Origin of the sequence: Vibrio sp. S11_S32, from assembly GCF_014694465.1 — a bacterium.
Lineage (GTDB): Bacteria > Pseudomonadota > Gammaproteobacteria > Enterobacterales > Vibrionaceae > Vibrio > Vibrio algicola.
Window position 1 is genome coordinate 12,640 of sequence record NZ_JAAUWS010000014.1, and the last position, 26,352, is coordinate 38,991.

Genomic DNA, 26,352 nt, shown 5'->3' on the forward strand with positions numbered 1-26,352 from the left:
AAAAGAGGGCATTGTGCCCTCTTGATTAATATCGCGTTTCTTCAAATTCATCAAACCTTTGAAAAAGTTTATCTCGATAGGCCTTTCGTCTAGATTTACTTTTTTCAACGACTTCACCATCAAAGTCATCAAAATCGCGTTTTAGTTTCTTTCCTAAAGTACGGCTATCATTACTAAGCCATTTGTCCCAGTTACTCATAATTCTATCCAAAACGATTATTATCAAAAACACAATTTATTTTGAAGCCACTCTCAGACTATGAAAATATAACCAAACAGTAAAACAAATAATTTTTCAGGTGATGATTAAAAATATTAATCGTCTGTGGTGGTTCTAAGTTCAAATGGGACCGCTAATAATTGCTGTATGAAATCAATTTTTTCATGCCTATCGTTCCAACACAAATACAAAGATTGTTCCATAACAGGGGCGTCATCGACAATAAATAATTTATTCGCATCAACGGTTTTAGAAATAACCGGTTCCGGTAGATATGCCATGCCGCTATTGGCTAACAAGTAATTTAGCACTATTCGGCTCGATGATGCCCGTAAGACTGGGATTTTTTGTAATTCACTGATCCGTGCATGTTCAATAGAAAAGCGAGTCCCCCAATCTAAATAAGCCAAAGGTTGGGTGTTTAAAGACTCAAATGTTAAGCCTGGTTCGGTTGCCACTAACTTAAATTCAAAACTAGCCACTTGTTTTAAGCTGAATCCTTCGACTTTTGGCGGATCGCCTAATAGGGCAATATCAATACTTTTTTCGAGTAATGCTCGCACAATACCTTGTCGACTGATCGATTCGAGCCGAAAAGCGGCTTCAGGTAAGTTTCCATGTAAATCATTGACCCAATCGGAAATTCCACCAAGCTCCCATACACTCGATGACGCGCCAATGGCAATTTGTTCCATATAACTTTCAGACAACACCACATCTTGACGTGCTCGTCCCCAAGTTTGCAGGATAGATTCCGCATACGGTAACAATCTTTCTCCTGCCGGGGTGAGATGCACATTCCCTCGCTGACGAGAAAACAATGCACTGCCTAATTGACTTTCAAGTTGTCGGATCCGAAAGCTGACCGCCGATTGAGTTAAATACAAGCTTTCTGCCGCGCGTCCGAAATGGCGGGTTTTTCCAACTTCTAAAAAGGTGCGTAAGAGTTCAGTATCCATTGATGCCTCAAAATTTCAAAAAGTGAAAATCTTGTCTATATTGAGTATAAGAATACCTTAATTTGATAAAAAATTTTTATGTAAATGAACAAAAAATTTTGTTGTACAGAATGAGTTTAAACGCCTATTTTCGCTATAACAAAAGTAACCGATAGAGTGATAAATCATGAGAAATCTTGGTAAGTATTTTGATAATAAACATTTCGCACGCGGCTTTAGTCGCTCTGGTGAATTCACTATTAAAGAAGCACAAATCCTTGAAGATTTTGGCCGTACCATGCAGGGGTTGTTCGAGGGCTCTATTGAAGCTCAAGATGCCGATGAAGAATTATTTGCTTCCGCATTTCAACAAGGAGGGGAGGTGATAGACAGCGCTTATTCAAGTTGCTGGAAAAAGTACCTTAATAAAACTCAGCGTAAACGCAGTTACACCTTGTGCAGTACGGTAAAAAATAATTCTGATGCCTCTTCTTATGATGATGACAACGGTGATAGCGATGACTTTTTGCTCGATAACTAAACACTCTCATTAGCAATTAGCACCAAGGGTAATGACATTTCAAGATCAAACTGAAATGATAAAGATAAGATAGACATAAGTAATATCATCGACAGCCTGCCATTTTGGTGGGCTTTTTTTCGTCTATAAAAAACAAAACACACTTACACAGTGTAACCAACTGGATATTTACACCCTTGAGAATAATACCATAAAATACAAATAGTTAAAGAATGACTATTGGTTTTTTTATAAGAATAGTATTCAATGCTAGTTATTATCCACAACTTATGCACAATATGAAATTAAATAACCAAACTGTCGCCGTGTGTTGTAATAGCATTCGTTATGAAATTACGCATTTATTTCACCATTTTGAAGTTAAAAAGTTTTTCGAATCGTTTTTTGTAGGCATTCGTTTGTTCTTTATAAAACACACAAAAGATACAGTGTCACTTTTATGCTGGATAATTGCTCAAGATTTGTATCATGCTGTTTGTGTCGAGCATGACTGCCACAGTAATTGAGGTGTTAGAAAAGGGAGCTGAACAAGAGATAAAAAAACGGAGCACTCCATGAGAGTCCTCCGTTATCAGTATTTTTCAGTACTGTCGTTAAATGTTTAATTTTCTATTTAGATAGGGTTTTTATCGCGTTACTCAAACCATTCACATCAGCACCGTTGATAACATACGTGTTTTCAGTCGTTGCACCATTTGTTGGCATCACAACCAATGCCGGTGTGCCTTTGAAGCCTAACTGGGAGAACAACTGAATATTTTTCTGATACGTTTCTGTGGGAGTAAATTTCGATAAATCCATTCCTGCCGCTTTTGCTTGTTTATCAACAACTGCTTTCGTTAATTTACCTTCATTAAGCCCAGTAGCGTATACGCCATTATGGTATTCGCCATAAGCTTTTGAACCTTGTTGAGCAAAGACTTCTAATCCCATTTGGGCAGCGTATTTTGAAGGCTCCCAACGGTTACCAAAAATAGGGGTCTCTTTATAAATGAACTTCACGTTTGGATATTGCTTTTGCATCTGCTCAATCGCGGTTGAGATCTTAAAGCAGTAAATACATTGGTAATCAAAAAACTCGACCACATTTACCTTAGCCGTTTTTGGACCCGTGAATGGTGTGGTTGGATCATTTAATAACGCATCTTTATGGGCTAAGACTGCCGCTTTTTGTCCATTGGCTTGTTGCTCAAGTTGTTGCTGTTGAAGTTTTTGACTCGCTTTAATTAAAAACTCAGGATGGTCAACGAGGTATTGCGCGGCAATCTCACCAATTTTTGCTTGTTGTTCTGGTGTGAAATCAGCGGTATTTGCAGCGAATGCAGAAGTTGCACAAAAAGTTAACGCCAAAGGTAAGATGATTTTTTTCATAAATGTACCGATCCAAAAAAAGAGAATGTAAAGCGAGTATCCAAAAACGGATATATACCCAAGCTAACGTTGACATTTGGGTATAAGTTAGTAAGAGCATAACAACAATGATTAGTTCCATGTGTCAGAGAATTAATTTCATTCAAGCCATGATAACATAAGCAATATTGCCTATGATTTATAACGTAAATACAGTGTATCATAATTAATGCATCTTAGTGCGTATTATGTGTATTATGTTAAATAACATTTAGTTCATGTTCACGCATTGTTCTTATCAGACAGAATTTAAAGCGCTAGAAAGATGAAACCGACAACAAGTTTGATCCCATCGCCGGTCTACGCATTTTACTAAAGCAAACACGTCGAAAGATCTTAAAAGTATCAGGCGATGGTGCTTACTATACAATTAAACCAGCAATCAATTGCTGGTTTTGGTATTAATGTCTGTTTTGTGTCGGCAAGATTACTTACAATCCGCAACGTCTTCTTTAGACATTAAGCTAACCACTTTGTATTCAGATTTTAAGTTACGATATACTACTGCAACATAAGCAGTATCATCTTCAGTTGTAAAGTTTATTTTATAATTCATACCTGCAACCACTTGCTCAGTTGCGCTTTGAATTTCTTTCAGGCTATGACTTCCATCAATACTTGCGACAGCTGTCGTTGCTGCTTCAGTGACTTGAGGCGTGATCGATACTTTTTGCCAGCCACCAGGTTTCGATGTCAACACTTCACATTTAGTGGCAGCTTGAGTGTCTTGTGGTGCTGGAGTTGAACTACAAGCCATAAGTGAAAGAGCTCCTACGCTAACAATCAATAGTTTTTTATACATAAATTTATCTCTCATTTATAATTCTAGATGATTAAAATAACTCTCTGATTATAGCGGTTATTTCATTACTTTTTATAGTGGTAATGTTAATTAAATGATTAAATTATCCGTTAGAGTCACAATATGCCGGTATCATTTGTTGCCAGATCGCAATTTTAATTAGATCGGAGAGTTAACATGACAGGTCAAGCGGTTTGTATCAACCACCTGAAATTTTTACTGTGTGACCTTTTTTCTCTAAATGGGCTTTGATTTTGTCGCGGTTATCACCTTGAATTTCAACCGTGCCCTCTTTGACACTGCCGCCACAACCACACACTTTTTTCAATTCTGCAGCAATAAGTTTTAATTCAGTATCGTTGAGATCAAGACCTGTCACAATACAAACCCCTTTTCCTTTACGTCCTTTGGTTTGACGTTGGATTCGAACCACACCATCACCTTTTGGTCTTTGTTCGACTTTTTCTTCGGGTTTGATACGACCAAGATCGGTGGAATAAACGAGTGACATAGTGAACCTTCTTATTTGAGTCTTGTAATACTAAAAATAGATTAGCTTAATCATAATAGTATTTGGGATTGGTTCAAGTCTTTGCTATGATTAATCAAGTTATAGTGCACTAAAGGCGGCTTTTATGAGAAAAAACATTCCTATTAGTAATAATGCCGAGCAATTAAAGCAGAGCCAACTTAACTTTGCTTTGCCGATAGATTATGAACAATTAGATGCCTTAACCCATAAGCAGTATTCGCATAACTCTTTGCTTTCTATGCTTAATGATTGGAATCGCTTTAGTCATTTTTGCCGCACAAAACATGTAAGTCCTCTGCCCGCCTCTATCACTGCGATTCGGTTATTTTTGGAAAAGGAAAGTCAGCAGAGAAAATACGCCACACTGCGTCGTTATAGCTTAACCATAGGTCTGATCCATAGGTTGCATGCCCTTAGTGATCCTACTAATCACCGTCAAATCCACTTTACTCTTGCCCAATTGCGACAGATAAAAAAAGGCGATGCGACTCAAGCAACTGCTTTTACTCGTCAACATTTATCGCAATTGACTCAGAAACTAGAACATTCTGATTCAATCAAAGATCTACGCGATCTCATTATTTATCATTTAATGTTTGAATGTGCTTTAAAACGTGGTCAATTACGTGCAGTGGAACTCGAACACTTAATAGTATCGGGCTATCCAACCATTCAATTAATGGTTAATGATCATCAATATTCATTAACTCCAGCGTTAACTCAGTTATTGCACAAATGGTTATCTTTTATCCCGAGCCACCACACTTATCTGTTGAGTCGTATTGATAAATATGAAAATTTAGGCGACACCCAACTCGATGATTCTTCTATTTACCGTGTATTTCGACGCGCTAGTGAACTATTGCGTTTACCCAAGCATTTGCAATTTTCAGGACAATCAAGCCGAATTGGTGCCACTAAAGACTTGTACGCCCAAGGCTATAACTTAAAACAAATCCAAGATTTTGGCCGATGGATGAGCCCTGTGATGCCGGCGCAATATTTAGAAAAGTATCAGCTCTCGGATAGCGAACAAATGAAATTTAGACAAATAAAAAGCTGGGATTAAAAGACTATGCCTTCAGTCCCAGCTTTTTTATAAATGAGCATAATCAAAGTCTAATGAGTATAATGCCCTCTGTAACTTAACGTTCCGATACAGCCGTATTACTTAATCGCACCACGAACCGCTTGCTCTAAGAATGCAGAAAAAACATGGCCGTTATGTTCCATTAACTTAGGAAACATTGAAATTGGCGTCATCCCCGGAAAAGTATTAACTTCATTTAGGTAAATTTCATCATCTTCGGTTAAGAAAAAATCAATCCGAGATAAATCTTTTAACTGCATGTGGGTAAACACTTTACGTGAATACTGATCGATATCGGCTAATTGCTTATCACTCAAGCCTTGTGCTTCAAGTGTGGTGGTTGAATGACTGCCAGCGCTGTATTTTTCATCATAGGTGTAGAACACACCGTCTGGTGCAATCACTTCACCCGGCTTAGTAATAATCAACTCACCTTGATATTGATAAGCGGCAACTTCAAGTTCACGAGGTTTAACCGATTTCTCTATCAATACTTGCTCGGAATATTGAAATGCATCTTGAATCGTTGAGGTGAGCTCATTACGATTTGTGACATTGTAACAACCAACAGATGATCCTTGTCTTGCGGCTTTTACAAATACATTCCCCCACAGATCAAAGGCTTGCTCAGCAATCATAATGGATTGTTGAGAATTCTCGGTTAAATATCGATAAGGCGTATTCGGCACCTTAAGCGCGTCATACCAAAGCTTTGAGGTGATTTTATTGAAACTGTTTGAGCTTGCTTCTGCACCACAACCTAGGTATGGGATGTTTGCTAGATCAAGCAAAGACTGAATATCACCCGTTTCTCCTGGAAAACCATGAATACAAGGGACAACATAATCGATCACAACAGAGGCGAAATCATCTCCTTTTAGCGCACCATGCATGATATCAAGTTCAACCAATAAGGTACTCGAACTTACCTCATCAAATAATTGCCAGCCGTTATTTTTAGTTAACTCAACTTTAATAACTCGAAAATCAGTGATTAACTTCAGCTGTTGCTCTAAATATTGAGCAGAGACCAGTGATACCTCATGTTCAGAAGAACCACCACCACATAAAAGTAGGATATTTTTCATTTTTAATACTGTTGTTAAAAGAGCCGAATTTCACTTTTTTTAGGTGAAAAAGTCGCCACTTTGTTTAATTATCGACACACAAAAAAGGAGCCCATATTGAACTCCTTGATTAACCTGCTTTATTTAACGATATAGGGTAATTTTTTGAGCTCAGGGTATTTTGATGTTTTGATTGCTTTTACGCTTTTAACAAATGGCTTTAGGTTTTGCATATCAATTGATAGTCGTAAAATAGCATCTTTTGCATCTTGCGCGGTTGCATAATTGCCCAACAATAATGTGTACCATTGTTTACCATTAACAGTTTTGCTATTTTCCCATTTAGGCTGATTTGACGGTAGGTTTCTCGCCACGGCAACCAAACTGTGCTCGCTACTTAATGCCGCGATTTGCACTAAGTAGTTATCTTCACCCGGTTGAGTCGCACTACTTAATAGATTATCTGGGTAGAAAACACGAACGGTAGATTCACTACTTTTTTTCTCTTCAGCTTTATTATCTATTACCTCTTTTGATTGTGGACTCAATTTTACCACTTTTTTGTTGGTGTCGGTGTTAGATTCTGTCGCTGACGCTGCCGATGTTTCTTTATCGGAAGCAGCAATTGCAGGTTCTATCATCGATGGTTCAGCATTGACATCCTGCTCCATTGGCGCGGCACTGCTTTCGGTAATAGGTTGTGCGACTTCGTCAGTTTTATAGGTTTCTTGATAAGATTCAGTTGAAACATCTGAATCATAATCGCTAGACGAACAAGCTGCTAATAACAGCGCAGAAAGGGAGATTATTACTACTTTCTTCATGAGAGGCCATATATCCATTAAAAACTTACTTTAATCATGCCCATAGATCTATTGAATATCAAGGTCTAAACCAACAGAAATCTAAAAATTATCAATATTCTGACGTTGCTAGAAATATCTTCCATCAAACCGGTTATAAAGCCAATTATTTGCATCAAATTAGTCTATTAATAGCGATAGATCACAGTCACGTATTTGTAGGTTAATGCTTGAGCTTATTTTGATTATGATGGTATTTAGAACCTTAGCACTACTTCTGTTTCTACCCTCAGAAATTAGTGTGGTAACGTCATGTTAATGGGTACATTTTATTGCTGTCATACGGTGGTTAATCATGTTGAACCTGAACAAATTACTAAAACCAACCTCTATCGCCGTTGTTGGCGCATCAATTCGCCCTTTTCGTGCCGGCTCTATTGTAATGAACAATTTATTACAAGGTGGGTTTCACGGCGCGATAATGCCGGTGACTCCTCGCTATAAGTCGGTTTGTGGTGTGTTAGCTTATTCAGATATCGATGACTTGCCTCTAACGCCCGATTTAGCCATTGTCTGTACCAACGCAAAGCATAATAAACATATTTTTCAGAAATTAGCCTACAAAGGTGTTGGCGCGGTGATTGTCATTTCCGCGGATATGTATCAGAACTTTGAGAGCGAACAAACATTAGATCAAGAATGTTTAACCATTGCCCATCAAGCCAATATGCGTATTTTAGGATCAAACAGCTTAGGCGTGATCTTGCCATGGTTAAACCTCAATGCGTCACTTTCTCCGGTTACTGCTTCTAAAGGCAGTATTGCGTTTATTTCTCAGTCAGCGGCTGTTTGCACCACCATTCTTGACTGGGCTAACGATAAAAACATTGGATTCTCTGCTTTTATCTCGCTGGGTAATGCCATTGATATTGATTATGCCGAGCTGTTAGATACTTTATCGGTCGACAGTAAAACATCCGCAATTTTGCTGTATGTCGATTCTATTAAAGATGCCCGCAGTTTTATGTCGGCTGCTCGAAGCGCCTCGCGTAATCGCCGTATTTTGGTCTTAAAAAGTGGTCGCAGTTATGCCGGACAACAGGCGGTGCTTGCCCATACTCGCGGTGAGCAAACTTTAGATATCATTTATGATTCTGCGATAAAACGTTCTGGGATGTTACGGGTAAACAATACCCATGAATTATTTGCGGCGTTAGAAACCTTAACCCACTCGGTTCCACTCAGAGGCGAACGATTAGCGATTGTCACTAATGGTGGTGGCCCTGCGATCATGGCGGTCGATGCATTGATTGACCGAGGCGGAAAACTGGCTCAGTTAACCGATCAAACCCTAGAAAAATTAACTGCATTGTTACCCACGAGTTGGTCTCATAGCAACCCGATCGATCTGGTCGGTGATGCCGATGCTCAACGTTATGTTGATACCATTACCTGCCTATTTGATAGTGATGAGATCGATGCCATCTTGATCATGCACAGCCCTTCGGCTATTTCACATCCGACTCAAACTGCCAATGCGGTGATTGATGCGATTAAAAACCACAAAAAGAGCAAACAATTTAATATCCTCACCAATTGGTCTGGCGAAGAAACCGCTAAAGAGGCGCGTAACTTATTCACCCAAGCAGGCATTCCTACCTATCGTACCCCAGAAGGTGCGGTGGGCGCTTATATGCATTTGGTCGAATACCGACGTAACCAAAAGCAATTGATGGAAACGCCACTGTCAGTAGAGTTACGAAAACCGACACAATTAGCTCAAGCAAAGCAATGGATTGCCCAGCAAGTTGAGCAACAGCATACGTATTTTGATTCCCATCATATAACGGCTTTAATGCACAACTACAGTATCAACGTGCTTCCCACATGGCTTGCCGCCGATCCAAGTGAAGCGGTACATATTAGTGAGAACTTAGGTTACCCTGTCACTGTTAAAGTGCGTTCACCAGATATAAAGCATAAATCTGAAATACAAGGGGTTATGCTGAATTTGCGTAATGCCACCGAAGTATCCAATGCAGCACAAGCGATTTTAGATCGCGCCAAACTGGCCTATCCGTCAGCATTAATTCAAGGTTTAACCATTCAATCTATGGTGAGTCATGCGGGCTCGCAAGAATTACGCATCAAAATTGATAGTGATCCTGTTTTCGGTCCGGTGATAAAATTAGGTCAAGGGGGCTCAGAATGGGATGAAACGCATGATGCTTCTGTCGCCTTACTGCCACTGAATATGGCGCTGGCCCGCTACCTCATTATTCGTGCGATGCGTGTCGGTAAACTGCGTCTTGAGCAACTTCCCAACCCTATAGATACGGTGGCCCTATGTCGTTTGCTAGTGCGTTTATCGCAAATGGTGATTGATTGCCCTGAGATCATCAGTTTAGATCTCCATCCATTACTCGCGGCTGGAGATGAGTTTACCGTGATTGATGCCAGATTAGAGCTCCAAGCTAAAGATGGCGCTGCTCGTCAACGTTTAGCGATTAAACCTTATCCGGTTGAGCATGAACAAACGTTAAGGTTAAAAAACAGTGAATCGTGTTTATTGCGCCCTATTTTGCCGGAAGATGAAGATCAATTGGCGCAGTTCATTACCCAAGTATCGCGTGAAGATCTGTATAAACGCTTTTTTTCCGATGTTGGAAAATTCAACCATGAAGCCTTAGCCAATCTGACTCAAATAGATTATGACCGTGAAATGGCTTTTGTCGCCACACAATATGATAGCAACGGCCAAGAGTTTATTATCGGGGTCGCCAGAGTGGTCGCAGACCCCCATAACTATGATGCTGAATTCTCAATTTTGGTTCGATCTGATCTAAAAGGCATTGGCCTTGGGCGGATATTACTTGAAAAGCTAATCAACTATAGTCGCAGCAAAGGCACGCATAGAATGGTGGGGATGACTATGCCTTCCAATAAAGGCATGATTGGGCTATCTCGTAAGCTGAATTTTCATACCACGATTCATTTTGAAGATAACGTGGTGGATATGCTACTCGAACTTCAACAAGGCCATTCCTAGCGGCTAATCCATTAATTAACTAGGGGTTCTTCGCCCTTGTAGACCTTGCGTACTTTTGAATTCAAATTTGAAATGCGCAAAGTCCTGCTTTTTTTATATATTCGAGCTCCATTTTTATATCTTCTGCCGCCATGATTTATTTAAAAAAAAGTCATTATGCCTCATATTCATTGTGATCTATCTCACAAATTTAAAACCTAAAAATATTAACAACACCGCTACCTCAACATAACTAATTGATAGCAATTCATTGATTTAATGAATCTAAATGGTTACTTTCATAGAGTAGACGCAAATAAAACGCACCATTAATGCAAATGCAAATGATAGTCACTATCATTCTTATTATATAGAATCCGTTCGAACTTATTTATTAACATAGTAACGGATAACTATATGTCTACCTTCAATTTTAAACCTAACCTATTGGCTACTGCGATTGCTTTCTCATTTTCCTCACCATTAATAGCGGCAGAAAAAAGTGCCTTAAACGAAGTTGTGGTGTCTGCCACCCGTACCGAGCAAAATATTAACGATGTTTCCGCTTCTGTCGAAACCGTTTCAAATAACGAGATCGATGACACTATGGCCAGCGATCCTAAACAAGCACTGCAATACACACCAGGTGTGGATGCACAAGGCAGTGGTCGCTTTGGGATCTCAGGTTATAACATCCGTGGTATGGAAGACAGTCGCGTCAAGGTTATGGTCGATGGTGTCCAACAACCCACCTCGTACAACCCAGGGTCTAATGAGCAACGTTTCTATCCCAATGATATCGAAATCGATACCTTATCGGCCATCGAAATTAACAAAGGTCCCTCTTCAACCTTATATGGTTCCGATGCCTTAGGTGGTGTAGTGCTATTTAAAACCAAAGACCCTTCTGATGTATTGATCAACGATGGCAACGAAAATCGATTTGGGATTAAATCGAGCTACACTTCAGCCGATGAAACCTTTAAAAACACTTTAACTTGGGCAATGCGTCAAGGTAAGTTCGAAACCTTATTGATGGTCACTTATGCCGATGGGTATGAAACAGAAACCTACGGTGATGGCGCCGATATTTCAGGACCTGATCGTGGCGCGGCCGATCCCGCCGATAAAAACATTGGTAATGTGTTAGGTAAAGCTTATTACCAAATTAATGATGCTCACCGAATTGGCTTAACGGTTGAATACTACCAACGTCAATATGATGAAGATGAATTGTCTTATGACGGCTACTCAATGACTATACCTAGCATGCCGATGCCATTGATCACTTATAATGATAGTTATAATCAAGATACCAGCGAACGTCTTCGGGTTGGACTCTCGCACGATTGGAGCATGAATACCCTACTAGCCGATCAACTGGCTTGGTCAATCAACTATCAAATGTCGGATTCCTTATCGAAAAATCACGATACCACCACAGGTATGATGGGGACTGGAAAGCGCATGCGTAAGCGTGATGCCAGTGATGATAGCATTCAATTTGATGCCCAATTTGATAAATTAATCGAAGCAAATCATGGGTTCCATCAGCTCACTTATGGTGCTAACTTTATGCACAATAAGTTTAAAATTGATAATAGCGACCATAAATATGATCTCGCCACCGTCGGCCCTGGCAACACTGGTATGCCGGATGCTACCTTAGTTAAATGGGGCGCGTTTATTCAAGACCAAGCCTTTTTACTCGATGAACGTGTCATTCTAACGGCAGGTTTGCGTTACGATTCTTTTAAAACCTCACCTAAGACTGACGACGGTTTTACCACTGAATATCCTGAAAATAAAAGTGACTCGTTTACCGGAAAAATAGGCACTGTTTATCATTTTAGTGATCACTTCAGTAGCTTTGCGCAAATTAGCCAAGGTTTTAAAGCACCGACGGTTTACGATCTTTATTACTTTTATAATCAAGGTGCTATCGTCGATGCCAATCCCGATCTTCAGCCCGAAAAAAGCTTATCTTATGAGCTAGGAGTCCGTGGACAAAATCAATCCGCGCGTTTTGAATTAGTTGGCTTCTACAATGATTACAGTGACTTCATCACTGACCAATATTTAGGTAAAGTCGGCAATAAAGATCATTACAGTAAAAGTAATATCGCCAATGCTGAAATCTATGGGGTCGAATTTTCATCGACTATTTTACTTGATCAAGCTTTTAACGCTCCGCAAGGTATCTACAGTAAATTTTCGGTGGCTTACGCCGAAGGTCGAGACAAAGACAGTGGCGATCACCTAGATTCTGTTGCCCCACTCACCGGTAATGTTGGCGTTGGCTATTACAGTGTCAATCATACTTTTGGTGGTTTAGTTAATATCACAATGGCGGCGAGTAAAAATGATTGGTCACAAGATGATAATTTTGTGGCGGCAGGTTATAGCTTAGTCGATTTAACCACCTATTATCGTCCTATCCAGGACTTAACCTTACGTGCAGGATTATTTAATGCTTTGGATAAAAAATATTGGTTATATTCTGATCTGAACGGTAAAAAATCGGGCGAAAATCAAGACTTTTATACTCAATCAGGTCGTAACTGGGGCGTTAGCTTAGATTATCAATTTTAGGCTCTTTTAATCAATCGATGATGAAGCCAATATTATTGCCAATGAAACTGCCACTTTTGGTATTTTCATTGGCTTTTATTGTATGAAGAGTGTTTTTTTACGCAATAAAAAAGCCAGCCTAGGCTGACTTTAAAAAGTAGAAATCTAAATTTTTTAATTAAAAAGGTATTGATTTCTATGCTAAATAACGAACTATCTTTATGATTTATCTTTCATTTCATGTCGAACCATTACAACACTAGCAAGAATAAACATGATAATAAGACCTAATGACATTAGGAACCCCCAAGTTAATAAAAAGTAATATAATTATTATAGTCAGTGCATTTTAATTCATCACCTCGTAATAACAAGTTACAGTTTGATTTTTGAGAGAAAGCTAACAGTTTGTGTTCAATAAAAAACCATCATTGCTGTTCATAAGATATTTTGATCTTGATGAACCACTCTGATGGTTTTTAATAACTGCAATTTTTGTTATTTATTAATCTACCGTTGCATGCATCTTAATGCACAGTTGAGAACGTCTTAGACTTCAGGATAACCATTTGGGTTATTCGATTGCCAACGCCATGTATCTTGCGTCATATCATCTAAGGTGCGAGTTGCTTGCCATTTTAAATCGGCTTTAGCTTTAGCCGGATCGGCCCAACACTCTGCAATATCACCAGGACGACGTTCAACCAGTTTATAAGGAACCGGTTTACCCGACGCTTTTTCAAACGCTGCCACCATTTCTAATACACTGTTGCCGTTACCCGTCCCTAAGTTATAGATATGCAAACCTGCTTTTTTACCAACATGGTTAAGCGCAGCTAAGTGGCCATCAGAAAGATCCATAACATGAATATAATCACGAACACCAGTTCCATCAACGGTTGGGTAATCACTGCCAAACACCGATAAAAACTCACGGCGGCCGACCGCAACTTGAGAAACAAATGGCATTAAATTATTCGGGATCCCTTGAGGATCTTCACCTAATCGTCCTGACGGGTGCGAACCTACTGGGTTAAAGTAACGTAATAAAGTAATGCTCCAATCTGGATTAACTTTTTGGAAATCCGTCAGGCACTCTTCAATAATTAACTTGCTACGGCCGTAAGGATTGGTCGCACTAGTAGGAAAGCTTTCTAAAATAGGCACAGAAGCAGGATCGCCATATACAGTAGCAGACGAGCTAAACACTAATGATTTAACGCCTGCATCACGCATGGCAGCGGTTAATACATAAGAGCCATTAACGTTGGTATCATAATATTCAAGTGGCATTGCGACCGACTCACCCACCGCTTTTAAACCTGCAAAGTGAATAACCGATTCAATATCATATTGGCTAAACACTTTATCTAAATCAGCTTTGTTACGCACATCACCTTCAACAAAGATTGGACGTTGGCCCGACACTTCTTCAATGCGATCAAGTACGCTAGATTTGCTGTTATAAAGATTATCAAAAATGATTGGCGTCATACCGGCTTCGATCATTTGAATGCAGGTGTGACTGCCGATATATCCCATTCCGCCCGTAACTAATACCAACATAACCACCTCAATATTAAAGAAATTGATTCGATTTTAGCCTATTTAATGCTAAGCACAACCGAATATCATTAAGTTTAACATTAAGTGTTTATTAATAACGTCAGCATAATGACAAGAGCCCATTTCATTCTTCGCTCGAGGTGCGTAACAATACATCCAGTTGATCAACCACATCTGACCAATCGGCATCTTCGGCTTTCGCTTCTTTTAAAAATGCCGCTTGGGAATCATTCCAAAAATCAGCGTGATGTAATTTGGCTCCACCTGATAAGTGAATACGATGCTGTCGAATAAAGCCTTTTATTTCTTCTTCGTTGCTAGCAAGACCGAGTTGATCGAACAGTGAGCTTAGACTGTGATTATGCATCTCCATTTAATGCTCCTTTGTCATCAAAAATAACTAATTTATTGAAGTAACTTCGCTATAAGTATAGTTGATAGTCAATTTCTCGCCTGCTCCTTGTCCTCGTCGATCTCCGCTTACATCTAATCTCTATCCGCACTGAATCGCTAACTTCGTTTAAAGATTTTAGTGGTAAGCACCATGCCAAAAATCATAGCGGCAACAAAGGCGAGTATGCCAATGTTAAATCCTGACAATGATGAAATAGCAGGTCCAGGGCACACTCCGGCGATCCCCCAACCAATACCAAAAAGAGCCGCACCAGCAATCAGTTTTTTGTCGATTTTTTTATTGGTTGGAATACACAGTTTTGTATTATCTAACGCTTGTTGACGTGGTTTTATCACCCAGTGATACATTGGGGTAAACACAAGTAATGCCCCGCCCATCACAAAGGCTAAACTCGGATCCCAATTGCCCGCTACATCCAAAAAGCCAATCACTTTGGCGGGATCTGCCATACCTGAGATCACCATGCCCATACCAAATAATAGGCCCGCAATCAGTGGCATCATTTTATTAAAGTTCATCATATTAATTACCTGAATTGTGGCCTATAGAAGATGAATACGAACGAAAACAGTGACTGCCGCTACCAGCATAAATACGCAAGTGGCAACGATGGATCGAATTGAAAACCGTCCCATGCCACAAATACCATGCCCGCTGGTACAGCCATTGCCTAATTTAGTCCCGATGCCAACCACAAACCCTGCCACCAGCATTAACAATAAACTGGTAACGTATTGCTGTGGAATACCTGAAAACCCAGCACTCGATGAAAAAGCATTGGCGATCGCTCCTCCCCCAATTAAGCCAAGCACAAATAACACCCGCCATAATTTATCCACCTGCTGGCGATTAAACAACCCACCAACAATGCCACTTATTCCGGCGACCTTGCCATTAAACAACATCAATAATGTCGCCGAGACGCCTAATAACAGCCCACCAGCTAAAGAAAACCACGGGATTTGCATATATTATTACTCTCTTTTTGCAATTTCTCACCAGTATATTAGTATTTTATATATTAGCAATATCTAATTTATTATATATACTTTTCTTTCATTAAAAACTAACGACTGAGGTAACGATGAAAATTATCATTATTGGTGGAGTAGCTGGAGGTGCATCAGCGGCAGCAAGGGCGCGCAGATTAAGTGAAGACGCTGAAATCATTATGTTTGAGCGCGGTCCTCATGTTTCCTTCGCAAACTGCGGTCTCCCTTATCATATCGGTGGCGATATTACTGATCGAAATAAGCTGTTATTACAGACACCAGATAGTTTTTTAGCCCGTTTTAATGTTGATGTCCGGGTAATGAATGAAGTTGTAGCGATTAATAAAGAAGATAAAAGCGTTACGGTCACTAATCTTTTACAAGGTAGCCAATACACAGAGTCGTACGATTTTTTACTATTAAGCCCTGGCGCTTCCCCTATTGTTCCACCGATTAATGGTATTGATAATCCATTAACGCATTCTTTACGGAATATTCCAGATATGGACGCCATACTTACAAGTCTCAAACAATATCAGCCACAACATGCAACCGTGGTTGGTGGTGGTTTTATTGGTCTTGAAATGATGGAAGCCTTCCATCAGCTTGGGATTAAAACGACCTTGATCGAAATGGCGGATCAAGTGATGACACCTGTAGATCGTGAAATGGCGGGTTTCGTTCACGAAGAAATCAGAGCTAAAAACATTGATTTACGATTAGGCGTTGCGCTGCAGTCTATACAACACCAGTCGAAGGATAACCTATTAACACTATCATTAAGTAATGGTGAGGAACTACAAACGGGGTTACTCATTTTGGCTATTGGTGTTAAGCCTGAAATCACTCTCGCCAAACAAGCCGGTTTAGAGGTTGGAGAACTTGGTGGCATCAAAACCAATGTAATGATGCAAACTAGCGATCCAAGTATTTATGCGGTAGGTGACGCTATTGAGGAAATGGATTTTGTCTCCGGAAAAGCAACTTTAGTGCCTCTTGCTGGTCCAGCAAACCGCCAAGGAAGAATGGCAGCAGATAATATGTTTGGCCGAGCACAAAGCTATCAAGGAACTCAAGGGACTGCGATTTGTAAAGTATTCGATCTCGCCGTCGCCTCGACAGGAAAAAATGAAAAGCAATTACAGCAAATGAAGACACCGTATCAAAAAGTGTATGTGCATACCGCAAGTCATGCTAGTTATTACCCTGGAGCAGAAACAGTATCTTTAAAGCTTATCTATAACCCAAATAATGGCAAAATTCTTGGTGCACAAGCCATCGGAAAAGATGGTATTGATAAACGAATTGATATCATAGCAGTAGCACAACGGGCAGGTATAACAATTGAACAGTTACAACATATTGAACTCACTTACGCACCCCCTTATGGCAGTGCCAAAGATGTTCTAAACCAAGCTGCGTTTGTTGCTAATAACATTATAAATGGTGATGCTGCACCTATCCATTATGATGAAATTAACAATTTAAATGATGATCAGATATTGCTTGATGTTCGCAACCCTGGCGAGAGAGAAAACAATAACCATATCATTGGGGATATCAATATTCCGCTTGATCAATTACGTCAACGGATAAGTGAACTACCAAAAGACAAGGAAATCATTGTTTACTGCCAAGTTGGGTTACGCGGTAATGTTGCGTATCGTCAACTCGTCAACAATGGCTTTAAAGCCAAAAATCTTATCGGGGGTTATCGTACCTACCTAGCGGCTAACGCTTAATACAATTAATATTTACCCATAGATTCATATATAAAACCCCGTACCACTCAATTGAAGCGATGCGGGGTTTTATCTTATGAGAATAGCCTCATCACTTATTCACTATAAGTACGACAATGCTCAATCGCTTTCTCTAACAGTTCTAATGCGGTTTGGTCACAAGGAGGAAGCTCGGCCGTTTGCGCTTCTAATGGTGTCACTCGCTCACCCCATTTAATTAAACCCGCTCCCCAGGTTAAGCCTGCGCCAAATGCAGCCACTAAGATGTTTTGGTTTGGTTTAATAAAGCCTTGCTCTACTGCTTCACACAAGGCAATAGGAACGGTTGCCGCTGAGGTGTTGCCGTATTTTTGAATATTCACAAACGCTTTTTCTTGTGGAATACCCGCAAAGTCGCATAAGGTTTGAATGATGCGAATATTGGCTTGGTGCGGAATGACACTATCAATATCTTCTTTGCTTAAACCAGAGCGTTCAATCACTGATTGAGTAGCCGCGCTCATGCCTTTTACTGCCCGTTTAAAGATATCACGTCCAACGAAGTCAAAATCCCAGTTACCATTTTGCTCATCAAAACGTTCCATAGCAGTACCAAATTTTGGCACGGCTAAAATATCACGACCTTCAGCATCACAACCCAATGAGGCTTGTTGTAAGCCCACCGCTTGTTGCTGTTCACGACGAGAAAGCACCACCGCACCAGCGCCATCACCAAATAAAACGGCGGTATCACGCTTCATCCAGTTAAGGTAAAAACTTAAATGTTCTGCGCCAATAATAATGGCATGACGGTAGTTACCCGCTTGGATTAAACGAGTACCGGTTTCTAAGCCATACAAAAATCCGGTACAAGCGGCATTTAAATCAAACGCGGCCGCGGCAGGAATGCCAAGATTTTGTTGCACTTTAGAGGCTATATTAGGGATCAGTGTATCTGGTGAGCAGGTCGCAACAATTATACAATCCACATCACTGGCGCTAATACCCGCCGCCTGCATGGCATTTTTCGCGGCTACAGTGGCGAGATCTGAGGTTTCAACATGACTAATTCTTCTACTTTGGATCCCCGTGCGAGATTGGATCCATTCATCTGATGTTTCTAGAAAAGTACTCAGATCATCATTTGTTAACGTCGCAGGTGGAAGGCACTTGCCCCAGCCTGTAATTTCAGCGTAAACGTTCGCCATAAAAACATCCTAATATTTGATTATGTATGCCCAAGTATGGAATGGGTATCGCTATTTTTTAATTGAATATAACTCGATTATACGATAGTTATTAACAAACCGATACGTTCATACTTCACAGTCCATAAGGGAATATCATGACCACATTTACTTCGCCTTGCCCACATTGCCAAAGCAACAACAAACTGCCACTTGAGCGGGTGTCGGATAACGCCACTTGCGGCCGTTGTAAACAGCCTTTATTTGATGGTAAACCGATCACCGCCAGTTCAAGTAATATCGAGGCTTTACTTCAATCAAAGCAACCTATCGTGATTGATTTTTGGGCCCCTTGGTGCAATCCATGTGTCGGCTTTGCTCCCGTGTTTGAACAAACTGCTCAAGCCTTCGAAGGACAAGTACGCTTTGTAAAAGTGGATACTGAAGCACAACAAAATATTGCCGCTTCCTACCAAATACGCAGCATCCCCACCATAATGGTGTTTAAAGGCGGAAAAAGAGTCGATTCAATTAATGGCGCACTTCCTCCTGCTCAATTTAAACAGTGGTTAGAGCAAGCGTTGCAAAAATAGCAGTTCAACCGATAGCGTTATGCAATATTCAGGTATTTATGGGTTTGGATCGACAAACGCCAATTGCGCTCAATACACACTTGCATACACAGTTCGGTCGCTCGCGGTTTTTGACTGATCGGTTGTAATGCAATGCCCGATTTAGCTTGGCAATTGGTCGCCGTTAATAACGCATCAAGTTGATCGATATCTTTTTGGGTTGCCACCGGATGCTTGATCTCATTCGCTCGTTGCATTGCGCTAGTTAATACGGGTAATTTTCCTTTCATGGCAACTTTAGGTGACACTGTCACCCAGGTATTATCAGAGCAGATAATTTCAGAGGTGCCACTGGTTTCAATTTGGCACTGACACCCCATCTTCTCAAACGCTTGAGTTAAAGGAAGTAAGTTATAAAGGCAAGGCTCACCACCAGTGATCACGATATGTTTGGCTGTAAAACCAAGCGATTGATATTGCGAAATTATTTCATCAACGGACGCTAAGCACCATGTCGGACTATCCACTTGCTTAATGATGATATCGCTAAAACTCACTTGATCTTGCGCTAACGCCTGCCAAGTTTGTTTGGTATCACACCACGCACAACCAACAGGGCAAACTTGCAAACGAATAAAGACTGAAGGTACGCCGGTAAAATGACCTTCACCTTGAATCGTTTGAAATATTTCATTCATTTTATACACAATTATTCACCCACGTAAATACAACCTGCGGTACAGGTTTCTTTAATTTCAACTTTGCTGAGTTGAGGTAACGCGGGTTTGACTTGTAACCAAATCCATTTAGCTAAGACTTCGCTGGTTGGATTTTCAAGCCCTTCAATATCATTTAAATAATAATGATCTAAACGCTCATAAATTGGCGCAAATATTTGTTTGATATCACCAAAATCAATCACCCAACCTGTGGTCGCATCCACTTCGCCTTTGACATATAAACGCACAAAAAATGAATGACCATGTAAACGGCCGCACTTATGCCCTGCTGGTACATTGGGTAGATGGTGCGCGGCTTCAAAAATAAAGTCTTTATAAATTTCACAAGTCATAATGTTACCGTTCAGTTGAATAGATGGAATTATCAATACTCAAAGTCTTTACTGCTTATTATTACTGTTAGCAAAGTGAGTATGAACTTTGTGCCTGAATATATAGATACTCCCCTCATAAATAAAGATATATGCTCGATTCATGCATTTATTGCTCATTTTTAGCACAATAAAGCAATTGATAGCGCCTAAATTTCATTAGCAGGGGGTTGGGTTTATTGCTATGATGCGCCCCAATCAATACCATCGGCTGACTCGAGGGTAGACATTTACTGGAGAGAAGCATGAATCGTAAGAAGAAAATCAATTCGATCTTAAAAAAACGTATTAAGAAGATGAACTCAAAACTTCACACCTCGAATAAACCTAAATACGTATCAAAAGCCGATCGTGAAAAGTTAGTACTGGAAGCGCAGCAGCAAAACGATCAACAAGTCGATGCTCAGCAACAAAGCGAACAAGAACAAATCGAACAAGAGTAACAAGCAGGTTTATCGTCGCGGTTAATTTCGCGGCAATAAAACCCTAATACCCGCTCTACAACTCCGTCTTTTAGGCCTATTTCTACTCTAAAGTAGTAGCGTATTTCGGGTAAAATTTAACTCACATCAAAGAAAGTGCAGATGCTGATTTTATCACCAGATCTGCATCCTCAAACTTCTTATAATGGCATCACAAACTCAAGTGGTGCGATTATGACTTTTATCGAATCTTTTACGTTAATGCTGGCCTTGGTGTACAGCGTTAGCTTGCTCTACACCAGTGGTAAAAAATTAGGTGCGGCGATAGCCACTATCGTTGTACTCACGGCGGCGCTAAGCACTCTTTATTGGCCATTATTTGTCGCATTGCTGATGGCTGTTATGGTGATCACTGGCGTACACAAAATTCGTCCTGAGTTTGCCCAAGCTAACCAACGGCCCGATATTCTGCGCAATGCTTGCCAACATGCAATGGCACTGTCATTCTTCTTTGTTGCCATTCAATATGCCGTTCATACCGCATTATTAACCGCGCAAATTTCTCCGAGTTTTTTACGCCCTGATGTCACCGATGCGTTCTTGCCAATTGCCGCCGCCATTCAGCTTAAAGCGATTGTTACTTTAGGATTTTGGGATCAAACCCACCCTGCTGGCGCGGTGATGTTATTTACGGTATTAATTACTGGTATTGTCTGCAAACGCGCCTTTTGTGGCTGGATATGCCCATTGGGATTGGCGGGCGAATATATTTATAAGCTTCGTTTAAAAATGATCAAAAAAGCCTATTTACCACCCGCCTGGATAGATTGGCCATTGCGGATGATGAAATACTTATTATTGGCCTTTTTTGCGTTTATTTCTTTAGGCATGCACCCAGCTAATATTCCCTATTACCTCAATGGCAACTATCACAAGATTGCCGATATCAAAACCGCATGGGTATTTGTCGCACCAGGTACGATTACCTTGGTGGTATTTGCAGTGATTTTATTAATGGCAGCATGGCGTAAACGCGCTTTTTGTCGGTATTTTTGCCCTTACGGTGCGCTATTAGGCTTAATCAGTTTTGCCAGCCCATTTAAAATTCGTCGTCAAAAGAATCACTGTTTAAATGAACGTGGTGATATGAATTGCGATAAATGTACTCGAGCTTGCCCGTCCAATATTATTATTCATACTGCAACTCAAATTCGCACCGATGAATGCCAAGCTTGTATGCGTTGTGTTTCCGCTTGCCCTAAAAAAGAAGCCTTAGTGTTTAAAACTCGTAACGGTTGGCAATTATCCAGCAAGCACTTAATGATAGTGGTACTGGTGATCATGTTTGGGATCCCATTACTGGCTTTTGCCGGCGGTTATTGGCACAGTCAAACCAGTAATGACATTCGGATGCAGCTTATTCAGGTTATGGACTACATCCGTTATTAATACTTATTGTCGTCACTCTCTGATCTTCTTGTGACTGCAACGGGTAGCGTTAAGCTCTATTGACATACTGAAGCCTTAAAGCAACAAATCAGCTTGGATCGGAAAATATTCATCGGCGGCTTCGATTAAAGAATTCGCCGTCAGTCCCGGCACGCCATACACTTCAACTTTTTTACCGTAACGCTGCTGAATACGTTTTGCCAATAAATCAAAGTCGCCATCGCCTGATGCGATCACAATTACATCGGAGATTTCAGCCAGTTCAATGGCATCGAGTGCAATACCCACATCCCAGTCGCCTTTGGCTGAGCCATCTTGACGTTGGATAAACGGCTTTAACTTCACCTCAAATCCAATGCCACGCAAAATATTATGAAATTGCTTTTGTTTATCATCACTGCGCGCGATTGCATAGGCATTAGCATGTACTAAGGTGCGATCTTTCATGACTTTGGCCCAAAAAGCATTGTAGTCAAAGTGACGATGGTAAATATCACGCGTGGTGTAATAAATATTTTGTACATCTACTAAAATCGAAACAGTTTGCATATAAATCCAAATTTGAATAGTAACTATAAAACATCAGGTTGAGCGTGCTTATTAATCCACTGCAAGTATTCCGCATACCCAGTTTCAATTGGCAGCATCACTACTTGTGGTACTTGGTAGGTATTCACGCTCAGTATTAAGTGTTCGACCGCTTTGTACTGGGTCTTAACCATTTTGATGATCAAAAGTGATTCTTGATCTTGATTGATCTCGCCATGCCATTGGTAATAACTGGAAATAGGTAACACTTGCACACAAGCCGCCAATTGTTTTTCGAGCAATTGCTCAATCAATAACTGCCGCACTTCATCATCGTTGGTGGTGGTTAATACCACCGCGCAAGGTTGTAGACGACCTTGGTCACTTTTGTGAATATCACTCTCGGTAATAACACTCATCGGCTATCTCCTTCATTCTCATGTTTTTCTGGCTTAGATTAGGCTATTGGCTTGGCTATTCAGGCTTAACCCACACCTGACTAAAGTCAAACCAACCTAATGCGTTGCAAGTGGCGTTTTGTAACGAACCACAATGATCTTGCCCCACTCCTAACCAGCAATGAAACATCGGGATCAATTGCTTACTCTGCACTAACTCTTTAGCCAATGCTTTGGCCGGAAACGAAACATTATTATCCCCACGCCAATCACTGATTAATTGTTGCCATCGTTGAAATAACTCCGGTTTACTCATCTTCTGTATATCACTATAGCCGAGTAACCAACCCATCAAGGCATCTTTTCGATTATTCGCCAGCCCCATAGGTTTAAGCCAAATGTCGATTTCTTGAGGATTTTCAACCTCTACATCGTATTTTACTGTACGGATCGCAATGCCATCTTTTTTAAGTAGTGATTTGATTGCTGCCACCACATGAGGAAACAAAGGGTGCATCGCATGATAAGCCACGGTAATAACGGGCTTGGTGGTATCTGGATCAAATGGCAGTTCAATATCAGCATGATAGGTACCACTATGATGCCAACCGGGTTTTAAACCATGCGCATGCAAAAGACCCAGTTCAATCACTTTTTGATCGGGGATTTCACGCAATAAACTAAAAGAATTCAAACGACTGGCAAAATACTCTGCCCATAATGGATCTTTTGCCAGACCGGTGATTTGGTTAAGCAGTAAATAAGTGCAACCAGGATCAAGTTCAACATCAATAAATTGCCCTTCTTTGGGCTTCATTGGGTTGGTCAAACTCGGATACACCATCGACGAGTGAGTTTCATCAATAACCCATACTTCAACCCGTTCAATTAATGGACGAAAACCAAAGTACTGATCATGAGCTTCTAAAACCAAACGCATATTATCATTACGCGTCACTCGGTAAGGCCCAGTGCCATTAGGAATTAAATCGAAATTATCTGATCGCTCTGAACTGCTCGGCAAGATCTTAGCCAGAGTCTCAGTTAACAATAGTGGCAAATGGTGGTCGGCTTCACTGAGTAAAATATCCAGCGTGTTGGTTGCCGATGAGGAAGCAGATTCGATATGTTTGAATAATAACATCGAACTCATTTGTTCAATGCTTTCAATGATATCTTTGATCTGTAGACGATCGCCATTATGAAAACGAATACCGGAGCGAAGATAAAAACGCCAATGAGTCGGGCTGAGCATTTCCCAATGATGGGCAAGATCAGATTGAACTTGTTCATGTTCGTCTAACTGAGTTAATCCACTGAATACTTGGTGAATAATATGTTGCTCGGAGCGACGAGTCGGTTTAACCGGATTTAAGTTGGCCAGTTGACGATAATAAGGCAAGCGCACTACTTGCTGCCCTTCTAAATGACTGACACCTAGGTAACTTTGAAATATTTGAGTTAAACGTGCCGGATCGTTATCCAGCACCGATAATGCATGCTCGATTTTACCTTCTTCTAAATAACGCTTGGCAAGATTTTCACTGACATCGTATTTATTGCGTTTAAAAATCAATTGAGATTGTTTGCCACGTCCAGCTGCTGGGATCCATTCCACCCAACCTTCTTCCGCCAGTTTATTTAATACAATACGAGTGTTACGGCGGGTACAGCATAAAATGTCCGTCAGTTCTTCGAGTTGAATGGAAGCATCTTCACCTTGAAAATGCTCAAATAAACGTTCAAATTGAATGCGTAAACGAGGACTGCTCATAAAGAGGAAACTCAACTATCTTGGGTGATAACAATATTTCCTAGATTAGCACGCAAAACTGGGAATTTCTTTGATTAAATCTAAAAAAATTGGGGGGTGGATTTCCTCTTTTAAGCCTAACCAAGCGGGCTATCTGAGTGAGTATCTGCGTTTAAGTGCCAGCGTTATTGTTATCGTTTAACCGGAACGCCAATAAAATCCGCTACTTGTTGCAGCTGTACATCGTTATCTAATGCGACTGACCACTGGCATTGCATGTCATAGGCGGTGATCACATTCGCGCCACGCCCGATTAAAGTTAACGCATCGATTTGAGCCTGCAAAGTTACCTGCCCGCCAGCGTTTAATCGCACCACCACTTCATGCATATTGGCGATAACTTTACCGTGAGTAAATTCTATGATCATTTGCGTTGTTTCACCGCCATAGTAATACGACTGGTGCACAATAAGCGTTGTTCTTCATCCACAATTTCAATCTGCCACACTTGAGTCGACACGCCAATATGAATAGGTTTAGTCGTGCCCGTCACCACTCCACGACGCTTAGCGCGAATATGATTAGCGTTAATATCAAGCCCAACACAATACGTATTATCATCAACACACATATTAGCCGCTAACGAGCCTAATGTTTCTGCCAGTACCACCGAAGCGCCACCATGTAACATGCCTAGTGGTTGATGGGTAGTATGATCAACTGGCATAGTGGCAGAAATGCTGTCTTCCGTTAACTCGCTATACACAATGTTTAAATGCTCCATGATGGTATTTTTAGACGTCGCATTCAGTATTTCAAGAGTAACGGGTTTCTTCCAAATCATGTGCATTCCTTGTGGTATATCTGTTGTTGGTCTGAAACTCTGTGCTCCAATTGCACAAAACAAACTATTTGGCTTAAGATATTATCATCTAAGGTGAACTGCAAGGTGACCACTTAAATACTGATAGTTCAAACAATACTATTTCAACAGAGTTTTACAGACTCATACCCACTAACTGCCCCAAAATGCGGTTAAAATGGCTCAAATTATAAGAACATTCACAAAATACAAAACATATCCAATCTATTGATAATTTGTATGGGTTTGATAACCAAAAAGGTGTATGATTTCCGAACAACAATATTCCCCTCGATGGGAACGTAAAACACCTTTGCTTGCAAAAAAGGGAAAAGGGTCAGTTCACTGCGAACTGACCCTTTTCTCATCTTAAA

27 protein-coding genes are annotated in these 26,352 nt (G+C 40.5%); 8 read left to right on the top strand and 19 right to left on the bottom strand.

Annotated elements, in window-relative coordinates; all coding sequences use genetic code 11:
* Positions 1–25: 25 nt before the first annotated feature.
* Together HC723_RS09095 and hdfR are read right to left on the bottom strand one after the other, a co-directional pair.
* Positions 26–199: a hypothetical protein gene (locus HC723_RS09095; protein WP_190338846.1), complete on the bottom strand. Its 174-nt coding sequence runs from the start codon at positions 197–199 to the stop codon at positions 26–28.
* Between the two features lie 116 nt (positions 200–315).
* Complete coding sequence (gene hdfR / locus HC723_RS09100) at positions 316–1,179, bottom strand: HTH-type transcriptional regulator HdfR (RefSeq protein ID WP_190338847.1); 864 nt, start codon at positions 1,177–1,179, stop codon at positions 316–318.
* Positions 1,180–1,345: 166 nt separating this feature from the next.
* Between hdfR and maoP the strand changes: the two genes are divergently transcribed.
* Positions 1,346–1,699 carry a DUF413 domain-containing protein gene (gene maoP, locus HC723_RS09105; RefSeq protein WP_190338848.1) on the top strand — a complete coding sequence of 118 codons (354 nt, stop codon included), beginning with the start codon at positions 1,346–1,348 and terminating at the stop codon, positions 1,697–1,699.
* 609 nt (positions 1,700–2,308) lie between these two features.
* Here the strand turns inward: maoP and HC723_RS09110 are convergent.
* The 3 genes from HC723_RS09110 to yciH form a co-directional block, all read right to left on the bottom strand.
* Positions 2,309–3,070, bottom strand: coding sequence for a DsbA family protein (locus HC723_RS09110; RefSeq protein ID WP_153448592.1), 762 nt, complete (start codon positions 3,068–3,070; stop codon positions 2,309–2,311).
* Positions 3,071–3,536: 466 nt separating this feature from the next.
* A complete protein-coding gene (locus HC723_RS09115) occupies positions 3,537–3,911 on the bottom strand; it encodes a cystatin domain-containing protein (protein WP_178306518.1) in 375 nt (124 codons plus the stop codon).
* Positions 3,912–4,110: 199 nt separating this feature from the next.
* Positions 4,111–4,422 carry a stress response translation initiation inhibitor YciH gene (gene yciH, locus HC723_RS09120; RefSeq protein ID WP_190338849.1) on the bottom strand — a complete coding sequence of 104 codons (312 nt, stop codon included), beginning with the start codon at positions 4,420–4,422 and terminating at the stop codon, positions 4,111–4,113.
* A gap of 124 nt (positions 4,423–4,546) precedes the next feature.
* Here yciH and HC723_RS09125 point away from each other — a divergent pair, with 124 nt between their 5' ends.
* Complete coding sequence (locus HC723_RS09125; RefSeq protein WP_153448589.1) at positions 4,547–5,512, top strand: tyrosine-type recombinase/integrase; 966 nt, start codon at positions 4,547–4,549, stop codon at positions 5,510–5,512.
* A 98-nt stretch (positions 5,513–5,610) separates the two neighbouring features.
* On the opposite strand, the gene HC723_RS09130 is transcribed toward HC723_RS09125, so the two are convergent.
* The gene (locus HC723_RS09130) at positions 5,611–6,621 is read right to left on the bottom strand and encodes a D-alanine--D-alanine ligase (RefSeq protein ID WP_153448588.1); all 1,011 of its coding nucleotides are present in this window, start codon (positions 6,619–6,621) and stop codon (positions 5,611–5,613) included.
* Between the two features lie 119 nt (positions 6,622–6,740).
* On the bottom strand, positions 6,741–7,424 hold the full coding sequence (locus tag HC723_RS09135; protein ID WP_190338850.1) for an SPOR domain-containing protein: 684 nt from the start codon (positions 7,422–7,424) through the stop codon (positions 6,741–6,743).
* 334 nt (positions 7,425–7,758) lie between these two features.
* On the opposite strand from HC723_RS09135, the gene HC723_RS09140 reads away from it, so the two are divergent.
* Positions 7,759–10,452: a bifunctional acetate--CoA ligase family protein/GNAT family N-acetyltransferase gene (locus tag HC723_RS09140; RefSeq protein WP_190338851.1), complete on the top strand. Its 2,694-nt coding sequence runs from the start codon at positions 7,759–7,761 to the stop codon at positions 10,450–10,452.
* A gap of 396 nt (positions 10,453–10,848) precedes the next feature.
* Positions 10,849–13,023, top strand: a complete 2,175-nt coding sequence (locus tag HC723_RS09145) for a TonB-dependent hemoglobin/transferrin/lactoferrin family receptor (RefSeq protein WP_190338852.1) — start codon at positions 10,849–10,851, stop codon at positions 13,021–13,023.
* Positions 13,024–13,551: 528 nt separating this feature from the next.
* Here the strand turns inward: HC723_RS09145 and galE are convergent.
* The 4 genes from galE to HC723_RS09165 form a co-directional block, all read right to left on the bottom strand.
* Complete coding sequence (gene galE, locus HC723_RS09150) at positions 13,552–14,568, bottom strand: UDP-glucose 4-epimerase GalE (RefSeq protein WP_153448584.1); 1,017 nt, start codon at positions 14,566–14,568, stop codon at positions 13,552–13,554.
* Between the two features lie 124 nt (positions 14,569–14,692).
* The gene (locus HC723_RS09155; protein WP_153448583.1) at positions 14,693–14,941 is read right to left on the bottom strand and encodes a DUF2789 domain-containing protein; all 249 of its coding nucleotides are present in this window, start codon (positions 14,939–14,941) and stop codon (positions 14,693–14,695) included.
* A gap of 137 nt (positions 14,942–15,078) precedes the next feature.
* Positions 15,079–15,501: a DUF6691 family protein gene (locus tag HC723_RS09160; RefSeq protein ID WP_407701710.1), complete on the bottom strand. Its 423-nt coding sequence runs from the start codon at positions 15,499–15,501 to the stop codon at positions 15,079–15,081.
* Between the two features lie 24 nt (positions 15,502–15,525).
* Positions 15,526–15,951: a YeeE/YedE family protein gene (locus HC723_RS09165; RefSeq protein ID WP_153448581.1), complete on the bottom strand. Its 426-nt coding sequence runs from the start codon at positions 15,949–15,951 to the stop codon at positions 15,526–15,528.
* Between the two features lie 116 nt (positions 15,952–16,067).
* On the opposite strand from HC723_RS09165, the gene HC723_RS09170 reads away from it, so the two are divergent.
* On the top strand, positions 16,068–17,717 hold the full coding sequence (locus tag HC723_RS09170; RefSeq protein ID WP_190338853.1) for an FAD-dependent oxidoreductase: 1,650 nt from the start codon (positions 16,068–16,070) through the stop codon (positions 17,715–17,717).
* 95 nt (positions 17,718–17,812) lie between these two features.
* Here the strand turns inward: HC723_RS09170 and HC723_RS09175 are convergent, their stop codons facing one another.
* Entirely contained in the window at positions 17,813–18,904 is a 1,092-nt protein-coding gene (locus HC723_RS09175; RefSeq protein ID WP_190338854.1) for a ketoacyl-ACP synthase III, read from the bottom strand.
* A gap of 137 nt (positions 18,905–19,041) precedes the next feature.
* Between HC723_RS09175 and trxC the strand changes: the two genes are divergently transcribed.
* Positions 19,042–19,476 carry a thioredoxin TrxC gene (gene trxC, locus HC723_RS09180; RefSeq protein WP_190338855.1) on the top strand — a complete coding sequence of 145 codons (435 nt, stop codon included), beginning with the start codon at positions 19,042–19,044 and terminating at the stop codon, positions 19,474–19,476.
* Between the two features lie 17 nt (positions 19,477–19,493).
* Here trxC and queE read toward each other — a convergent pair whose 3' ends face one another.
* Positions 19,494–20,162, bottom strand: coding sequence for a 7-carboxy-7-deazaguanine synthase QueE (queE, locus tag HC723_RS09185; RefSeq protein WP_342365703.1), 669 nt, complete (start codon positions 20,160–20,162; stop codon positions 19,494–19,496).
* 2 nt (positions 20,163–20,164) lie between these two features.
* Positions 20,165–20,527: a 6-carboxytetrahydropterin synthase QueD gene (gene queD / locus HC723_RS09190; RefSeq protein WP_190338857.1), complete on the bottom strand. Its 363-nt coding sequence runs from the start codon at positions 20,525–20,527 to the stop codon at positions 20,165–20,167.
* 284 nt (positions 20,528–20,811) lie between these two features.
* On the opposite strand from queD, the gene HC723_RS09195 reads away from it, so the two are divergent.
* Positions 20,812–21,009, top strand: a complete 198-nt coding sequence (locus tag HC723_RS09195; protein ID WP_190338858.1) for a DUF2986 domain-containing protein — start codon at positions 20,812–20,814, stop codon at positions 21,007–21,009.
* Positions 21,010–21,222: 213 nt separating this feature from the next.
* Positions 21,223–22,437: a 4Fe-4S binding protein gene (locus tag HC723_RS09200; RefSeq protein ID WP_190338883.1), complete on the top strand. Its 1,215-nt coding sequence runs from the start codon at positions 21,223–21,225 to the stop codon at positions 22,435–22,437.
* 75 nt (positions 22,438–22,512) lie between these two features.
* Here the strand turns inward: HC723_RS09200 and HC723_RS09205 are convergent, their stop codons facing one another.
* The 5 genes from HC723_RS09205 to HC723_RS09225 all read right to left on the bottom strand — a co-directional run bounded on the left by HC723_RS09205 (position 22,513) and on the right by HC723_RS09225 (position 25,960).
* Positions 22,513–22,986: a LabA-like NYN domain-containing protein gene (locus HC723_RS09205; RefSeq protein ID WP_178306516.1), complete on the bottom strand. Its 474-nt coding sequence runs from the start codon at positions 22,984–22,986 to the stop codon at positions 22,513–22,515.
* 23 nt (positions 22,987–23,009) lie between these two features.
* Positions 23,010–23,384 carry a divalent-cation tolerance protein CutA gene (gene cutA, locus HC723_RS09210; protein WP_190338859.1) on the bottom strand — a complete coding sequence of 125 codons (375 nt, stop codon included), beginning with the start codon at positions 23,382–23,384 and terminating at the stop codon, positions 23,010–23,012.
* 55 nt (positions 23,385–23,439) lie between these two features.
* Positions 23,440–25,137 carry an SgrR family transcriptional regulator gene (locus HC723_RS09215; protein WP_190338860.1) on the bottom strand — a complete coding sequence of 566 codons (1,698 nt, stop codon included), beginning with the start codon at positions 25,135–25,137 and terminating at the stop codon, positions 23,440–23,442.
* Positions 25,138–25,307: 170 nt separating this feature from the next.
* Positions 25,308–25,544, bottom strand: coding sequence for a DUF3389 family protein (locus tag HC723_RS09220; RefSeq protein ID WP_153448571.1), 237 nt, complete (start codon positions 25,542–25,544; stop codon positions 25,308–25,310).
* Entirely contained in the window at positions 25,541–25,960 is a 420-nt protein-coding gene (locus HC723_RS09225) for a hotdog fold thioesterase (RefSeq protein ID WP_190338861.1), read from the bottom strand. The genes HC723_RS09220 and HC723_RS09225 overlap by 4 nt, the downstream gene beginning before the upstream one ends.
* Positions 25,961–26,352: the final 392 nt, after the last annotated feature.

Coding starts and splice junctions, on each gene's coding strand:
- HC723_RS09195 (WP_190338858.1), top strand. CDS start 20,812: ATGAATCGTAAGAAGAAAATCAATTCGATCTTAAAAAAACGTATTAAG.
- maoP (WP_190338848.1), top strand. CDS start 1,346: ATGAGAAATCTTGGTAAGTATTTTGATAATAAACATTTCGCACGCGGC.
- HC723_RS09200 (WP_190338883.1), top strand. CDS start 21,223: ATGACTTTTATCGAATCTTTTACGTTAATGCTGGCCTTGGTGTACAGC.
- HC723_RS09175 (WP_190338854.1), bottom strand. CDS start 18,904: ATGGCGAACGTTTACGCTGAAATTACAGGCTGGGGCAAGTGCCTTCCA.
- HC723_RS09205 (WP_178306516.1), bottom strand. CDS start 22,986: ATGCAAACTGTTTCGATTTTAGTAGATGTACAAAATATTTATTACACC.
- HC723_RS09110 (WP_153448592.1), bottom strand. CDS start 3,070: ATGAAAAAAATCATCTTACCTTTGGCGTTAACTTTTTGTGCAACTTCT.
- HC723_RS09095 (WP_190338846.1), bottom strand. CDS start 199: ATGAGTAACTGGGACAAATGGCTTAGTAATGATAGCCGTACTTTAGGA.
- HC723_RS09170 (WP_190338853.1), top strand. CDS start 16,068: ATGAAAATTATCATTATTGGTGGAGTAGCTGGAGGTGCATCAGCGGCA.
- HC723_RS09220 (WP_153448571.1), bottom strand. CDS start 25,544: ATGATCATAGAATTTACTCACGGTAAAGTTATCGCCAATATGCATGAA.
- HC723_RS09215 (WP_190338860.1), bottom strand. CDS start 25,137: ATGAGCAGTCCTCGTTTACGCATTCAATTTGAACGTTTATTTGAGCAT.
- queD (WP_190338857.1), bottom strand. CDS start 20,527: ATGACTTGTGAAATTTATAAAGACTTTATTTTTGAAGCCGCGCACCAT.
- HC723_RS09140 (WP_190338851.1), top strand. CDS start 7,759: ATGTTGAACCTGAACAAATTACTAAAACCAACCTCTATCGCCGTTGTT.
- HC723_RS09155 (WP_153448583.1), bottom strand. CDS start 14,941: ATGGAGATGCATAATCACAGTCTAAGCTCACTGTTCGATCAACTCGGT.
- cutA (WP_190338859.1), bottom strand. CDS start 23,384: ATGAGTGTTATTACCGAGAGTGATATTCACAAAAGTGACCAAGGTCGT.
- yciH (WP_190338849.1), bottom strand. CDS start 4,422: ATGTCACTCGTTTATTCCACCGATCTTGGTCGTATCAAACCCGAAGAA.
- HC723_RS09225 (WP_190338861.1), bottom strand. CDS start 25,960: ATGATTTGGAAGAAACCCGTTACTCTTGAAATACTGAATGCGACGTCT.
- hdfR (WP_190338847.1), bottom strand. CDS start 1,179: ATGGATACTGAACTCTTACGCACCTTTTTAGAAGTTGGAAAAACCCGC.
- HC723_RS09115 (WP_178306518.1), bottom strand. CDS start 3,911: ATGTATAAAAAACTATTGATTGTTAGCGTAGGAGCTCTTTCACTTATG.
- HC723_RS09160 (WP_407701710.1), bottom strand. CDS start 15,501: ATGAACTTTAATAAAATGATGCCACTGATTGCGGGCCTATTATTTGGT.
- trxC (WP_190338855.1), top strand. CDS start 19,042: ATGACCACATTTACTTCGCCTTGCCCACATTGCCAAAGCAACAACAAA.
- HC723_RS09145 (WP_190338852.1), top strand. CDS start 10,849: ATGTCTACCTTCAATTTTAAACCTAACCTATTGGCTACTGCGATTGCT.
- galE (WP_153448584.1), bottom strand. CDS start 14,568: ATGTTGGTATTAGTTACGGGCGGAATGGGATATATCGGCAGTCACACC.
- HC723_RS09165 (WP_153448581.1), bottom strand. CDS start 15,951: ATGCAAATCCCGTGGTTTTCTTTAGCTGGTGGGCTGTTATTAGGCGTC.
- HC723_RS09125 (WP_153448589.1), top strand. CDS start 4,547: ATGAGAAAAAACATTCCTATTAGTAATAATGCCGAGCAATTAAAGCAG.
- HC723_RS09130 (WP_153448588.1), bottom strand. CDS start 6,621: ATGAAAAATATCCTACTTTTATGTGGTGGTGGTTCTTCTGAACATGAG.
- HC723_RS09135 (WP_190338850.1), bottom strand. CDS start 7,424: ATGAAGAAAGTAGTAATAATCTCCCTTTCTGCGCTGTTATTAGCAGCT.